Below are 14,083 nucleotides of genomic sequence, written 5' to 3'. Positions count from 1 at the left end.
CGCTCACAGCGAGCGCCGCGACGGCAGCAGCAGGTCGGCCGTGAACAGGCCAACGGCCAGGGCCACCGTGACCAGGGCCACGCGAAACAGGCCGTCGGTGCCGGCCACCGTGTCGGCCACGAGCAGCGAGCCGAGGCTGCGAAAACCCAGGCTGCCGGGGACCAGCAGCAGCAGGCCCGGCAGGCGCAGCACGGTGGCGGGGCGCTTCAGGCGTCGGGCGAATGCGTTGCTGGCCATGCCCACGGCGGTTGCGGCCACGAATGCACCGAGCTCGGCCCCCAGCGCTCGGCCGCCCATGGTCGCGGCGCCGTAGCTCAGCAGACAGATCAGTGCGATCCACCCGACGTCGCGGGCTCGCGCGCCGAGCAGCACGGTGAAGGCCAACGTCGAGGCTGCGATCGCAGCGAGCCAGGTTCCCGGCGGGAGCGGTAGGGTGGGGGTCGGCCACGACCCTGGCACCCACGCGCCACTGGCCAGCGCGCGGCCGAGCGCCGCCCCGAACAGCATGGTGAGCATCAGGGTCATCGCGCCGGCCAGCCGCGAGGTGCCCGAGACCACGTGACCGCTGGCGAGCTCCGTCATGGCCACGGTGAGCGAGAGGCCCGGCACCAGCATGATGAGGGCGGAGATCAGCACCACGGCGTCGACGAGGCCGGGGAGCATCGCGGCGGCGGTGCTCACCAAGAAGGACACGAGCAGCGCAGCCAGGGGAGCGTGCACTCCCTGGGCGCGGGGGTGGCCGGCCAGGCGTTGGGCGAGCGCGGTGACCCCGGCGCCGAGGAGCGCGGCGAGGCCCAGCTCGAGCACGCCACCGCCCAGGAACACCGCCGCCGAAGCGGAGGCGGCCGCGCTGGCCCAGCGGCTCGCTCGGGGGGAGCCGGGGGCGGGACGCTCGGACAGGGTGGTCAGTCGGGCCTCGGCCGTGGACGCGTCGATGCGCCTGGCCACCAGCGCGTCGACGATCGCGTCGAGCTCGGAGAGCGCATCGAGATCGACGCGCTCGGCCGGGGCGCGCAGCAGGTGCACGCGCTGCTCGGGGCCTTCGCCGAACGACACGTGCATCGCGGTCGGTGTGGAGAGGAACTGCGCCGACGGCAGCTCGAGCGCCTCGGCCAGCCGCGCCAGGCTCTGCTCGAGCCGGTGGGCGGGCGTGCCGTGCTCGTGCAGGGCCTTCGCCAGCCGCAGCAGCAGCCGAGCCGCGGGCGGGGGGCCGGGGACCAGGGCCGGGGCCGATCGGGTTGGATCTTCGTTCACTCGTCCTCTCGTACGAATATGAGTTGGATTCGCTGGCGATCCATCGAATCATCTTCGGAGTGAGCGAGCCCGGGACCCCCCTCGACCGAATCGATCGCGCTCTTTTGCGGCTGCTTTCGAACGATGCTCGGATGTCCAACAAGGAGCTCGCGGCGGAGGTGGGGCTGGCTCCGTCCTCGTGCCATGCCAGGGTGCAGCGGCTGCTCGCCGACGGATGGCTGCGAGGGTTTCACGCCGAGGTGCGCCCCGAGGCGTTCGGCATCGGCATGCGGGCGATCGTGTTCGTGCGGATGGCTCGCCACGCGGCGACGCTGCTCGAGGCCTTTCGCGGCCACGTGCTGCGCCTGCCCGAGGTGCTCGACCTCTACTACGTGGCCGGCTCGCACGACTTCCTGCTGCACGTGGCGGTGCGCGACGTGGACCACCTGCGCCGGCTGGTGGCCGAGCGGATCTCCACCCACGAGGCGATCGGCCACGTGGAGACCTCGCTGGTGTTCGAGCACCAGCACCGCTCGCAGTGGCCCGACTTCAGCGAGCCGGAGAGCTCCCGCAGCGAGTCTCGTCGAAAGTAGGTGTCCCATTGCCCGCAACGGCGCTGTTCGCGAAGCGGACGACGGGGCATGGGACCAGCTCGAACGTCGGCCATGCCACCCGCCTGCCCGCACCGCCTGGCGGGGCTATGATGCTCGTCGTGGCCGCGGCGCCGGCCAGCCAGACGATGAGCCCACAAGAGTACCTCGCGTTCGAGCGCGCGGCCGAGGGCAAGCACGAGTATTGGCATGGCGAGGTCTTCGCCATGGCTGGAGCCTCGCGTCGCCACAATCTATTGGTCGGCAACCTCGTGCGGCTGCTGGGCAACGCGCTGCTCGAGGGCCCGTGCGAGGTCTATCCCTCGGACATGCGGGTGAGCCGCGATGCGACCACCGTGTTCACTTACCCATATGTCACGGTCGTCTGTGGTGAGCCCCGGTTCGCCGACGATGGTCACGATGCACTGCTCAATCCACTTCTGATCGTCGAGGTGCTCAGTGAGAGCACGGAAGCCTACGATCGCGGCAAGAAGTTCGAGCACTATCGGGGCATCGCCAGCGTGCGGCACTACCTGCTGGTGGCGCAGGACCAGCCGCTCGTCGAGCTGTACACGCGGCAGCCCGATGGTACGTGGTCGCTGTCCGATCACCGCCAGGGTGACGCGGTGGGCCTGTCGGCGCTGGATTGCGAGGTCGCCGTGGCGGAGATCTATCGCAAGGTGCTCGACACGCCTCCCTAGGTCTGCCTCACGTCAGTCCCACAGGATCTCCTCGAGCCGCGCCGCGCTGAGCACGTAGCTCATCAGCAGGGCCTTGCGATCGGAGGCCTCGGCCACGTCGAGGTCCTCGATCCACTTGGCGGTCTCGGCGTCGTCCTCGGCGCTGCGGGCGAGCAGCGCATTGGCGACGGTCACCAGCATGCGACCGCGCACGGCGGCGTCGGTGGGCACGCGGGTGAAGAGGGCGGCGGAGTCGCCCACGATGGCGGCGATCTGCAGGCCCTTGGGGCGGGGAAGCACGGCCTCGAGCACGCTGCGGAGCGAGCGTCGCTCCATCTCGCCGAAGCCGAGCTCGCGCAGGGCGGCCTGGTTCAGCGCCATGAACATCACGGTGTCGCGGGGCACCCCGTCCACCAGGCGCTCGAGCTCGCGGTTCATCCTGCGCTTGCGCTTGCGGCTGGCCTCGATGATGGGCCCCAAGAGCGCCTGCGGGGCCACGAGCAGCTCGTCGAGGTCGAGCGAGACCAGGCGGAGCTCACGGCCGTCGTCTTCGAAGCCCTCGACCTGCTCGGGCAGCCGCCAGCGACCCGGGCCGTCGGGGAGCAAGCGTCCGGCCGCGACCGCCGCCGCGAGCTTGGTCTCGAGCTCGGCCAGCTCGAAGATCGCCACGTTCTTGTCGCGCTCGCGGTGGTGCCCGATCCCGCTCATGCGCCGCCAGTCGGCGTTGTCGCGCAGCTCCAGCGCGTCGACCAAGGGGCACGCGACCTCCATCATCAAGGGTGGCCGGTCGCGCTCGCGCTCCTCTTCGGTGCGCCTGGCTTCTCGTTCCTTGCGCTTGCGATCGCGCTCCGCCTCGGCGTCGACCTTCTCGTAGAACACCTCCCAGGTCTGGCGCCCGGTCTCCGCGGCGAGCCTGGCCGATCGGCGCCAGCGCTGGCGCATCTCCACGTCGTGTCGCAGCGCGTCGTCGCAGGTGAACAGGAAGTCGCGCAGGTCGTCGCCGCCGCGCTGGAGCATCGACGACGCGAGCACGCGCGGGGGGTCGACGTTGATCATCATGTTGAGCTCGCTGGGCAGGTACCGCAGCGAGTAGGGCACGTGTCCGGCCGAGCGCCGGCCGCCGCCGGCCTCCCAGTAGCGCCGCAGCAGCGGTGCGATGTCGTCCTCGCGATCGAGACGACGGTAGAGGGTCAGCAGGCGCAGGAGCCCGTCGGTGACCAGCTCGCGCTGACGGGTGTCCTCGTCGAGCAGCGCCTCGAAGCTCTCGATCGCGCACTCGGGCCGCTCGATCTCGTCCATGCAGTGCACGCCCTTGCGATGCAGCCGCTCGGCTGCGCTCTGCCCTCGGGTGGGAGCGGCACTCGAGACGGTCGCACTTTGGGCAGGGGCCGCACTCGGGGCGGTCGCACTTTGGGCAGGGGCCGCACTCGGGATGGGATCCGGCGCGGGACCGGCGGCGAGCAGCGCGAGCGCGAAGCCGGCGAGGGAGAGCCAGGGCATGACGGGAGCCATTGTCGTACGGGGCGAGGGAAGGAGGCCGGGAAAAGCGGCTCAGGCGCTCCGATCGGGTCATTGGCGACGGGGAGGCCAGGGGATGAAGGCGCTGGTGCGGCGGGCGTACTCGGCGTAGCCCGGCTTTTGGGACCCGAGCGAGCGCTCGAGCAGCGCGACCCCGGACACCTTGATGATGAGCGCGGTCATGAGGACCGAGCCGAGCGCCCAGGCGTAGCCGCCCGCGGCGATCGACAACAGGCCGTAGCCCCACCAGCACGCGGCGTCGCCGAAGTAGTTGGGGTGTCGGGTGTAGCGCCAAAACCCGGTGGTCAGCAGCTCGTCGGGCCGGGTCCGCCGGGCCCGAAAGCGCGCGAGCTGGAGGTCGGAGCCCGCCTCGAACACCACGCCCACGATCCACACCGCCACGCCGAGCCCGTCGAGCCACCCAAGCGGTGCCGCGCCGAGCTGGGCCCCCAGGAGCGGCGCGCCGATGATCCACGACAGCGTCCCCTGCAGCACGAACACCTGGAAGAAGCTCACCCACCAGTAGCGCTGCGGGCCGTAGCGCCGGCGAAACGCCTGGTAGCGTGGATCCTCGGGCTCGCCCCAGTTGCGCCACGTCAGGTGGATCGAGAGCCGCAGGCCCCACACGGTGACCATGGTCATCAGCAGGAGCTTGCGAGTCGGGTCGCCGCCCGGTGCATGGGCGAAGTACCACCAGCCCGCGACCACGAACGTGGTGCCCCACAGTGGATCGACGATGCTCGCATTGCGCCGCCACACGCTGATGATCCACAGCACCGTCATCATCACCAGGAGCAGGGCGTAGGCCTGGAGGTAGATGGTCGCAGGGCTCATGGGCGGCTCGAGGGAGCCTGACGCCCGGCCCACGGTCCGTCAACGGACGTAGGGTCCCGCCACTGTTTCGAGGCCGCCGCGGGGGCCCCGGGCGAACAGTCCGTGCGTGCGGATGCCAGACCTGGTAGGTCAATGCTCGATGGCTCGCCGCTGGATCCGCCGCGTGACGATGGTTGCGATCTACGCGACGGCATGGAGCGTGATCCAGGCACTGTCGCCCGTGCTGGTGGCCGCCCTGCTGGTGCACGACCTCTTGCGGCGCAACGGTCTGGCCAGCCTGCGCTTGCTGGGCTTGCTCTGGGTGTTCCTGCTGGCCGAGCTGCTCGGGGTGGGCCTGGCCGTGCTCATCTGGGTGCGCCACGGGCTCGTGCCCGGTCGCGACCACGACCTCTTCCTCGAGGACAACTACCGGCTGCAGCGCTGGTGGGCGCGGCTGCTGCTCGGGGCGGGCTCGCGGCTCTTGCGATTGCGCTGGCGGGTAGAGGGCGACGCGCAGGCCGTGCCCGGCCCGGTGGTGGTGCTCATGCGGCACACCAGCATCCTCGACACCATCCTCCCCGTGGTGTTCTTGGGGGCGCGCCATGGCCTGCGGGTCCGCTACGTGCTCAAGTCCGAGCTGCAGCTCGATCCCTGCCTCGACATCGTGGGCAATCGGATCCCCAACTGCTTCGTGAACCGGGCCGGCGAGACCGAGCGCGAGGTGGAGGCGGTGGGTCGCATGGCCGACGGCATGGGACCCCGCGACGGCGCGCTCATCTACCCCGAGGGCACGCGCTTCGAGGCCCGCAAGCTCGCGAGCATCCAGGCCAGGCTGGCGAGCAAGGATCCCGAGCTCCACGCGATGTCGCTACGCCTGCATCGAGTGCTGCCCCCGCGACCGGGCGGGACCCTGGCGTTGCTCGAGCATGCGCTGCCGCAGGGGGCCGACGTGGTGATCTTCGCCCACAAGGGTCTCGAGCGGCTGGTGCGGCTGCACGACGTGCTGTCGGGCGCGGCGGTGGGCTCACAGGTGTGCGTGCGACTGTGGAGGATCCCGGGCGCCGAGGTGCCCGAGGGCAGGGATGCACGGGTGCGGTGGCTCTACGAGCGCTGGGAGCAGGTGGATGCGTTCGCGAGGGAGGATGCCGACGAGGGTGCGGCCAGGCCCAATGACGCACCGCATGAGGCGGCCAGGGCTTGACCCCCCCGGGCGATCGGGGGCATCGTGCTCGTCGCTTTGGCCGAGGCGGAGCCACGCTACCAGCCGATGGTGGTGATCAACTGGACGCCGGCCGCGTTGGGTCTGGTGCGGGCGCTGGCCAAGGTCGCGCGCTCCACGTCCCAGGCGCAGGCCCCCGACGACCAGCCCCCCGTGGTCTGCCTGGGCACCCAGCCCTCGGCCGTCGTCGAGCGGGCCCTCCAGGACAGCTCGGCCCGGGCGCTGCTGCGCTACGTGGAGGTGCCGAGCCTGGTGGAGGGCATCGAGGCGCTGGCGAGCGTGCTCGCCGACGAGGTGAGGATCGCAGAGGCCCGATCGGTGATCGTGCTGCCCGCTGACGACGCCGAGGAGCCCGACGCCGCCTCGCGCCTCACCTGCGCGGCGGTGGGGCGGGCCTGCGCGCCCAAGCCGGTGCCCAACATCCTGGTGGAGGTCGAGGATCCCGAGGCCGCCTACGAGTTCGCGGGCCTGGGGGTGGCCACGGTGTTCTACCCGGGCTACCTGCGGGCGGCGCTGCTGGCCCACGCGTGCGTCGATCTGGGGGTGTTCCAGTTCGTCTACGGGCTCCTGCGCGGGCGCTACCGCGTGCGGCTGCAGCCCGTGCCCGCCACACTCCGGGAGGCCACGTTCCTCGACGTGGCGCTGGGGGTCGAGCACGACGAGCACGATCGGCCGGTCACGCCGATCGGCCTGCAGCTGCCCCCCGAGCAGCCCAGCGCCGACGGCCACCCCGCCCTGCTCATCAACCCGGGCCCGCGACGCTCCGTGCGCGACGCGTTGGGGGTCTTGGTGCTGGTGGAGGCATGAGGCACGCGCTGCTCCTGGTGCTGTCGTTGCTCGGGCTGCTCGGCGTCGCGTGGCCTCGGGCCCTCGCGGCTGCGCCACCCACCGAGTCGCCCGAGGCCGAGTCAGAGGCCGAGTCAGAGACCGCGCCCGACGGCGTGCCGGTGTTTCGCTGGGGCGCGGGCAGCAAGAAGGGCAACTTCACCAAGATCTCCCTGGCGCTCGCCGATGGTCTCGAAGCCACCGGCGACGACATGCGCATCTCCATCGAGCACACCAACGGCTCGTGCGACAACATCCACGGCCTGCTGCGGCGCGAGCTCGACTTCGCCCTGGTGCAGTACGACGTGGCCGCCGAGGCGTTCAAGGCCAGCCGTGCGTTCGAGCAGGCAGCGAGCGACGAGGACGACGACGAGTCGCCCGAGACCACCGGCTTCATGTGCAGCGTGACGGCCAAGGATGCGCAGGGGGTGGAGCTGCGGCTCGTCGCTGCGCTCACCGACAGCGCCGTGCACGTGCTGGTGCGCCGCCCGCTTCGTCTCGACTCGTTCGTCGACCTGAGCCGCTATCCGGTCTACATCGGCAACGTGGGCTCGGGCAGCTTCGAGTCGGCCAAGGTCATCGTGGGCGCGGCGGGCCTGACCGTGGACGAGCTCGAGCGCTTCGATGGGGGCGGCAACGAGGCCTACAAGGCCCTGCGCGACGGCACGCTGCTGGCGATGCTGCGCACCACCGAGCCCGGTGACACGCAGATCGCCTCGGTGGTGGGCGCGGGGGTGGCCACCGTCAACCCGCTGCCCGACGCGGTGCTCAACCGCCTGATCGACGGCTACCCCTACTATCGCGTGTGCCAGATCGAGGCCAACACCTATCCCGGCCTCGACTACGCCGTGCCCACGGTGTGCGTGAGCTCGGTGCTGCTGACGGCGCTGCCGGCGGGAGAGGACAGTGCCGAGCTGGATGCGGCCGTGGCCTCGGTGCTCGAGGCGGTGCGATGGGTCGAGAACGAGCCCGAGCACGCCGAGCTCGGCATGAACCACCGCTGGCGCGACTTCGCCGAGCAGGAGCCCATCGCGCTGCACCGCGTCTCGGCCGAGCAGGAGCTCCACGAGGTTCGCGAGGGCTGGCTACGCACGGCCATCATCGTGCTCGCGCTGATCCTGGTGCTCGTGACCCTGCGCTACGTGGCCAGGCGCCGGGGGCTGCTCAAGGACCCGCTCGAGTCCAACCTCGAGGGCCAGCTCTCCAACCCGCTGATCCCGTTCGCCGGCTTCGTGACCATCGTGCTCTTGGCCACCTTCCTGGTGTGGTCGATCGAGCACGACTCCAACGCCCGGGTTCGTACCCTGAACGACTCGTTCTGGGAGATGAACATGTTCGCCACGGGCAACTTCGACAGCGAGTCGCTCAAGACCTCGACCGCCCGGTTCATCGGCGCCACCGCCACCATCACGGGCTTGGGGCTGCTGGCGTGGTTCACGGCCGCGCTCACCAACATCTTTGCGCGCGACCAGACGCGGCTGTTTCGTCGCCTGCGCAATCACATCGTGATCCTCAACTTCCGCGAGGACATGCTCCAGCTGATTCGCATGCTGCGCAGCCCCGGCCCGCTGCGCTCGCGGCCGATCCACGTGGTGGTCTCCGACACGCTGCCTCGCCGCGTGCGCTTGCAGCTGGCGAGGGTCAAGGGGCTGACCATCTACCACCAAAACCCCGAGGTCCCCGAGGACCTCGCGGGCCTGAGGATCCCCCGGGCGGCGCGGGTCATCGTGCTGCAGAGCGCCACCGCCGACGACGGCGGGCCGCGGTACCACCCGCTGCGCATCGCCCGGGCCGTGCACCAGGCGTGCAGCAAGTACGATCATCGCACGGGCGTGCAGGGACCCGAGCTGGGCAAGACCGGCTTCTCGGTCGCGCCCCCGCTGCAGCACCCCGCGCTGGCGGGCGACGACGCCGGGCGTGGCCCTTCGCTCCCCGTGACCCTGGCGGAGGCCACCGACCAGGATCCCGAGGAGATCTTCGATCCCTTTCGCCGCTGGCTGATCCCCATCCAGGGACGCGAGCTCGCCGAGCGCTGGATGGCGACCGCCAGCGTCGACCCGGGCTTTGCCGAGATCTTCAACGGCGCCGTCTCGTTTCGCGACGAGAACTCCGAGGTCTACACCGTGCCGCTACCCGAGTGGTTCCACGGGCAGTCGTGGCGGATCGTACGGCGAACCCTCTACTGCATGGAGGCGCGAGCAGGGGTGGTTCCCCTGGGGCTCTACCGCTCGAGCGATGCCCTCCACGCCTACGAGGCGCCGGCGATGGGCTCCTCGCCGCAGGGCGAGCTGCAAAAGCGCCTGCTGGTCAACCCCGCGCTCGACCTGGAGATCCGACCCGGCGATCGCCTGGTGGCCTTTGCCGAGGACGAAGCCGACCTCGTCCGCATGATCACGCGCAGCAAGCGGGTCATGGCCGACGCCCAGCGCGGGCATGCGAGCGTTCATCGCGTATGATCGCGGCAGCAGTCCTCGAGGACTAGCGGAGCTTCGATGCGCGAGGCGAACCCACCGACGCCGGAGCCGCAGCCGAGCCCACGGGGCCCGACGGGACCGGCGCTCGACGCCTCGCCTTCGCCTTCGTCGCCCGAGCCGATCCCCGCGCGGTCCTCCGAGCTGCCCCGGGTCTCCTCCTGGCAGCTCATGCGCACGTTCGCCCTGGTGAGCCTCGGCGCCTTCGGGGGGGTCATGCCGTGGGTCTATCGCGAGGTGGTCGACGAGAAGAAGTGGCTCGACGACCCGGCCTTCGCCGAGCTCTGGGGCCAGAGCCTGATCATCCCGGGGGCGACCAGCGCCAACGTCGTCGCGGCCCTGGGCTACCGCCTCAACGGCCTGCGCGGGGCCGTGGCCGCGCTGGCGGGGCTTCTGGGGCCGACCTTCGTGATCGTCATCGCCCTGGCCGTGCTCTACCAGAGCTATGGATCGATCCCCGCCGTCAACGGCGCCGTTCGTGGCGTCACGGCGGTGGCGGCCGGGTTGGTGATCGCCACCGGGATCAAGCTCGCCCTGGGCCAGCCTCGCAAGCTGGCGCTCCCGCTGTTCGCCGCGGCGGCGTTCATGGGCGTGATCGTGCTGCAGCTGCCGCTGGTCGTGGTGATCCTGGCGCTGCTGCCCCTGTCGTTCCTCGTGGAGTGGAGGGCATCGTCGTGAGCCTTCCGCTGCTCACCTGGCAGTTCTTCGTGCTGTCGTTCGTGGCGTTCGGCTCGGTGACGTCGGTCCTGCCCGAGCTGCACCGCGCGTTCGTGGAGAGCTCGCAGCTGATGACCGACGAGCAATTCGCCGGCCTGTTTGCGATGTCGCAGGCGGCGCCCGGGACCAACGCCATGTTCGTGACCGTGTTCGGCTGGCAGCTCGCTGGCTCTCCCGGGGCGCTGTGCGCCACGGCGGCGTTTTGCTGCCCGCCCGCCGTGATCGCGGTGAGCCTCGAGCGCTTTGGTCGTCGCTTCCGCGAGGCGCGCTGGAACGGTGCGCTGCGGCGCGCCGTCGCGCCGATCACGGTGGGGCTCTTGCTCTCCTCCGGCTTCCTGCTCGTTCGCAGCACGCCCACCCTGGGAGGGATCCTGCTGGCGCTCGCGGCCGTGGGGGTCTTTACGCTCACCAAGCTGACCCCGTTGTGGCTGACCGCCATTGGAGCCATCGTGGGGGCCCTGGGACTGGTGTAGTCCCGATCCGTGCGAGCCTCGAGAGAGCAGCCGATGGACGATCTGATTCGCGTGCCGTGCGTGATGATGCGGGGAGGGACCTCGAGGGGGCTGTTCTTCCTCGCGTCCGATCTTCCCGACGACCCGGCCCGGCGCGACGCGTTGCTGCTGGCGGCGCTGGGCTCGGGTCACGCGCACCAGATCGACGGGGTCGGTGGAGGCCACCCGGCGACGAGCAAGGCCGCCATCATCGGCCCGTCGATGCGCGAGGGCATCGACATCGACTACCTGTTCGCCCAGGTGCACGTGCGCGAGCGGCTGGTCGACACCTCGCCCAACTGCGGCAACATGCTCGCGGCCGTGGGTCCGTTTGCGATCTCGGCCGGCCTGGTCCCGGTGCAAGATGGGATCACCGCCGTGCGCATGTACAACTTCAACACCCGCAAGGTCATCGAGTCCCGGGTCCGGACCCCGGGCGGACGGGTCCGCTACGAGGGCGACACCGCGATCGACGGCGTGCCCGGGACGGGGGCGCCGATCCACATGGCGTTCCTCGATGCGGCCGGCTCGAAGACCGCGGGCCTGCTCCCCACGGGTCATCCACGCGAGACGATCGACGGGCTCGAGGTGTCGTGCATCGACGCCTCGGTGCCCATGGTGATCGCGCGGGCCGCCGATCTGGGGAAGACCGGTCTCGAGCCCCCGGACGCGCTGAGCGAGGACCGCGAGCTGATGGCGCGGCTCGAGTCGTTGAGGATCGAGGCCGGCCGGCGGATGGGGATCGCCAACGCCGCCGCGCTCGTGATCCCCAAGCCCGCGCTCGTCAGCCCCGCCGTGCACGGCGGCACGTTGGCCACGCGCTACTTCATGCCCCATCAGTGCCACACCGCGCTCGCGATCACCGGGGCCGTCGGGCTCGCGACCGCGGCGGTCACCCCCGGGACCGTCGTTGCCGCGCTGGCCGGGCCCCGCGAGCTGCCGACGGTCGTCACCCTCGAGCATCCCGCCGGGCGGATCGAGGTTCGCCTCGAGCGCCGCCCTGGCATTGCCGAGCCGATCGCATCGGTGGTCCGCACGGCTCGCCGCCTGTTCGAGGGGTCGGTGCTGGTCTCGCGCTCGGTGATCGAGCCGACCCCCTGAGGCCAGCGGCAGCGATCACTCGCGGCTGCGGAGGGCGTCGTACTCGCCGGGCTTGGCGAGCTCGAGGGAATCGGCGTCGAGCACGGTCAGCAGCAGGGTGTGGGTGCGTCCGTCGGTGAGGTCGCGGATCTGCTCGAGCACCTGCTGGGCGTTGGAACCGGAACCGCGATCCACCACCACCAGGCCGTCGTTGGGGCTGGCGGCGGTGAAGTCGAGCGCGCGCAGCCGACCGCTCGACTCGCCCACGAGCTCGCGCAGGGACAGCTCGACCGCTTCGATCGTGGGATGGGCCACGTAGATCGATGCGAGGTCGGCCTGCCCTTCGAGCACGGCGGCGAGGGCTCGACCGTAGGAGCCGGTGAACACCTCCTCGGCGAACAGATCCTCGGGGTGGTGTCCGTGCTCGCGCAGGTGGGCCACGGGCAGCAGGTAGCCCGCCGTGGACAGGCGATCGACCCAGGCGACACGAGCATCACGGAGCCCGTCGAGGGTGCGCGGGCCTCTCTCCTGGACCACCAGCGCCGCGTGATACGAGGAGCTGTGGCTGCGTACTGCCTTGAGTACGGCCAGGCTCGCAGGGTGGACCGCGGCGCACACGAACGGAGGTGCCCACGCCAGATCGACCTTGCGCTGCTCGATGGCGGCACGCAGGTCGTCGTAGCTCGTTGCCACCGAGATGCTCACGTCCAGACCGAGGCGACGCTGGAACCACTGCATCAGCAGCTCCGCGCGGGCCGATGCTGCCACGTGGCCCAGGGACGGAGGGAACAGGAAGGAGAGCACCTGTCGCGATTCTAGCTCGATGCGCGCCGTGAACGAAGTGCAACGCGGCCCAGGGTTGCGCGAACCGCTCGGAGCTGCTCACCAAAGTCCATCGTGCGCGCAGAGATGCGGCGGTAGCCGCCATGGTTCTCCCAGCCGGGCGCCCCGGCAAAGCCGATGCCCAGGTGGTCGCGACAGGTCCAGGCCACGCGTCCGGTGAGCACCACCGTGCGTGCGCGCCCTCGGGTCACGAGGTGGATTGCCAGCCAGACGATCTGGTCGTGCTCGATCCGGTGGCCGTAGATGCGGAGCCTCGCTCCGTCCACGCCGAGGTCGAGGACGCCGGCCGAGTGCTCGTCGCCGGAGCCGAGGCGGAGCTTGGCGGGAAAGCGGCACTGGAATCGGCTGAAGTTGCGCCGCGCGGGCGGGCGAACCACCGGGTCCGGGTCGCGTAGCCGCTTCTCGAGCGCGGCGAAGGTCTCGCGGCCTTGCTCGGGCACTCGATCGCCGCGCGCGATCCGAGTGCGGAGCTCTCGATAGTCGACGATGTCGTCGATGAGGCTGCCCTCGTAGACCGAGCCGTCCTTGCGCGTCGCGACCACGCGATGACGCTCTTCGCCGCGGGCCTGGGCGACCGGGGCCGTGATTCGGTGCCGTGCGGAGCCGCGAGGCTGGATGTGACCGTCCGAGAGCAGCTCGCCGGGTCGCGGTGCGGCGGGCTGGGGTAGATCGAGCTCGCCGTAGTCGATGGTCCCTCGCAGCGTCTCGCGATCGATCTTGCGAACCGCGAACACCCCCGAGTCGTCGTAGGCGAGCCGACTCTCGTCGATCTCCTCGTAGACCATGTTGACGCGCATGATCTTGAAGGCCGTCCCGGGGATCAGCACGTGTCGTCGGATCCGCTGGCCTTCGATGAACGTGCCGTTGCTGCTGTCGAGATCGACGAGCACGTGACGTCCTTGCTCGTCGGTCACGATCTGCGCGTGCTGCCTCGAGATCCCATCGTGCACGAGCTGGATGTCCGAGCTGCTCGCACGCCCGATGCCGAGCCGCTCCGCCACCAAGTGGGTCGCGCCTCGGAGCGGTCCATTGAGGACCCGTACCCATTTCGAAGCCTTGTGAAGGTTCTCTCCAGTCATCGCCGTGCTTGCCTTCCTGGCTGACCGCGCTGGCCCTTCTCGATTATGTGGAGAATCTCGGGTATCCATGATTACTGTTCGTGCATCGTGAGTCAACGGGGGATCGTTGGTTCCTTTTTCATGGTTGGCCGGGAGGGGCGGGCGCTCGTCCGCGTCGCTCCAACGAGATGCAGTCGCCACACGGGTCGGGGTGCGAGAACGAGCCGAATCGTGGCTGGATATGGGCCACATGCGGGCATGAACGCGCATGTGCGTTGAACCCGCGGGCCATACGACCACGCGGCTCATTGCGCCGGAGGCAATGATTGGAGCGAGCCAAGGAAGCTCGATCCCATGCGTCAGGGGATCGCTGCCTCGTCTTGGCGGGGTTCGCCGTCGGCGGCGCCGCGGGCGGCCGTGCACGGTCGGGTCGTGAGACTCGTCGTGCAGCCGCGTGGATCGGGGTCGTGTCAGAAGCTCGAACGCATCATCGACTCCAGCGCAATCATTGGGACCGAGCTTGGCCCGATGCCGAGGTGTGAAGC

The 14,083-nt window shown here is 70.4% G+C and carries 13 protein-coding genes; 8 read left to right on the top strand and 5 right to left on the bottom strand.

Going from position 1 to position 14,083, the window contains the following annotated elements; all coding sequences use genetic code 11:
* Positions 1–3: 3 nt before the first annotated feature.
* Positions 4–1,254, bottom strand: a complete 1,251-nt coding sequence (locus OEB96_RS36900) for a threonine/serine exporter family protein (RefSeq protein ID WP_266221579.1) — start codon at positions 1,252–1,254, stop codon at positions 4–6.
* A 59-nt stretch (positions 1,255–1,313) separates the two neighbouring features.
* Here OEB96_RS36900 and OEB96_RS36895 point away from each other — a divergent pair, with 59 nt between their 5' ends.
* Together OEB96_RS36895 and OEB96_RS36890 are read left to right on the top strand one after the other, a co-directional pair.
* A complete protein-coding gene (locus OEB96_RS36895; protein WP_266221578.1) occupies positions 1,314–1,826 on the top strand; it encodes an Lrp/AsnC family transcriptional regulator in 513 nt (170 codons plus the stop codon).
* A 119-nt stretch (positions 1,827–1,945) separates the two neighbouring features.
* On the top strand, positions 1,946–2,524 hold the full coding sequence (locus tag OEB96_RS36890) for a Uma2 family endonuclease (protein WP_266221577.1): 579 nt from the start codon (positions 1,946–1,948) through the stop codon (positions 2,522–2,524).
* A gap of 12 nt (positions 2,525–2,536) precedes the next feature.
* On the opposite strand, the gene OEB96_RS36885 is transcribed toward OEB96_RS36890, so the two are convergent.
* Together OEB96_RS36885 and OEB96_RS36880 are read right to left on the bottom strand one after the other, a co-directional pair.
* Positions 2,537–4,003: a hypothetical protein gene (locus tag OEB96_RS36885; protein WP_266221576.1), complete on the bottom strand. Its 1,467-nt coding sequence runs from the start codon at positions 4,001–4,003 to the stop codon at positions 2,537–2,539.
* A 69-nt stretch (positions 4,004–4,072) separates the two neighbouring features.
* The gene (locus OEB96_RS36880) at positions 4,073–4,855 is read right to left on the bottom strand and encodes a DUF1295 domain-containing protein (RefSeq protein WP_266221575.1); all 783 of its coding nucleotides are present in this window, start codon (positions 4,853–4,855) and stop codon (positions 4,073–4,075) included.
* A gap of 139 nt (positions 4,856–4,994) precedes the next feature.
* On the opposite strand from OEB96_RS36880, the gene OEB96_RS36875 reads away from it, so the two are divergent.
* The 6 genes from OEB96_RS36875 to OEB96_RS36850 are packed head-to-tail and all read left to right on the top strand — an operon-like array spanning position 4,995 to position 11,658.
* Positions 4,995–6,035: a lysophospholipid acyltransferase family protein gene (locus tag OEB96_RS36875; RefSeq protein WP_266221574.1), complete on the top strand. Its 1,041-nt coding sequence runs from the start codon at positions 4,995–4,997 to the stop codon at positions 6,033–6,035.
* 24 nt (positions 6,036–6,059) lie between these two features.
* Positions 6,060–6,860, top strand: a complete 801-nt coding sequence (locus OEB96_RS36870) for a hypothetical protein (protein WP_266221573.1) — start codon at positions 6,060–6,062, stop codon at positions 6,858–6,860.
* Positions 6,857–9,334 carry a TAXI family TRAP transporter solute-binding subunit gene (locus tag OEB96_RS36865; protein ID WP_266221572.1) on the top strand — a complete coding sequence of 826 codons (2,478 nt, stop codon included), beginning with the start codon at positions 6,857–6,859 and terminating at the stop codon, positions 9,332–9,334. Before OEB96_RS36870 ends, OEB96_RS36865 begins: the two co-directional genes overlap by 4 nt.
* 36 nt (positions 9,335–9,370) lie before the next feature.
* Entirely contained in the window at positions 9,371–10,027 is a 657-nt protein-coding gene (locus OEB96_RS36860; protein WP_266221571.1) for a chromate transporter, read from the top strand.
* The gene (locus OEB96_RS36855) at positions 10,024–10,539 is read left to right on the top strand and encodes a chromate transporter (protein ID WP_266221570.1); all 516 of its coding nucleotides are present in this window, start codon (positions 10,024–10,026) and stop codon (positions 10,537–10,539) included. Before OEB96_RS36860 ends, OEB96_RS36855 begins: the two co-directional genes overlap by 4 nt.
* 9 nt (positions 10,540–10,548) lie before the next feature.
* Positions 10,549–11,658, top strand: coding sequence for a 4-oxalomesaconate tautomerase (locus tag OEB96_RS36850; RefSeq protein ID WP_266221569.1), 1,110 nt, complete (start codon positions 10,549–10,551; stop codon positions 11,656–11,658).
* Between the two features lie 15 nt (positions 11,659–11,673).
* On the opposite strand, the gene OEB96_RS36845 is transcribed toward OEB96_RS36850, so the two are convergent.
* Both OEB96_RS36845 and OEB96_RS36840 read right to left on the bottom strand, forming a co-directional pair.
* Positions 11,674–12,441, bottom strand: coding sequence for a phosphate/phosphite/phosphonate ABC transporter substrate-binding protein (locus OEB96_RS36845; RefSeq protein ID WP_266221568.1), 768 nt, complete (start codon positions 12,439–12,441; stop codon positions 11,674–11,676).
* A gap of 11 nt (positions 12,442–12,452) precedes the next feature.
* Positions 12,453–13,559, bottom strand: a complete 1,107-nt coding sequence (locus OEB96_RS36840; RefSeq protein WP_266221567.1) for an FHA domain-containing protein — start codon at positions 13,557–13,559, stop codon at positions 12,453–12,455.
* Between the last annotated feature and the right edge of the window lie 524 nt (positions 13,560–14,083).

Source organism: Paraliomyxa miuraensis (assembly GCF_026337845.1).
Taxonomy (GTDB): Bacteria; Myxococcota_A; Polyangia; order Nannocystales; family Nannocystaceae; genus Paraliomyxa; species Paraliomyxa miuraensis.
This window is presented reverse-complemented; position numbering and strand designations above follow the sequence as displayed.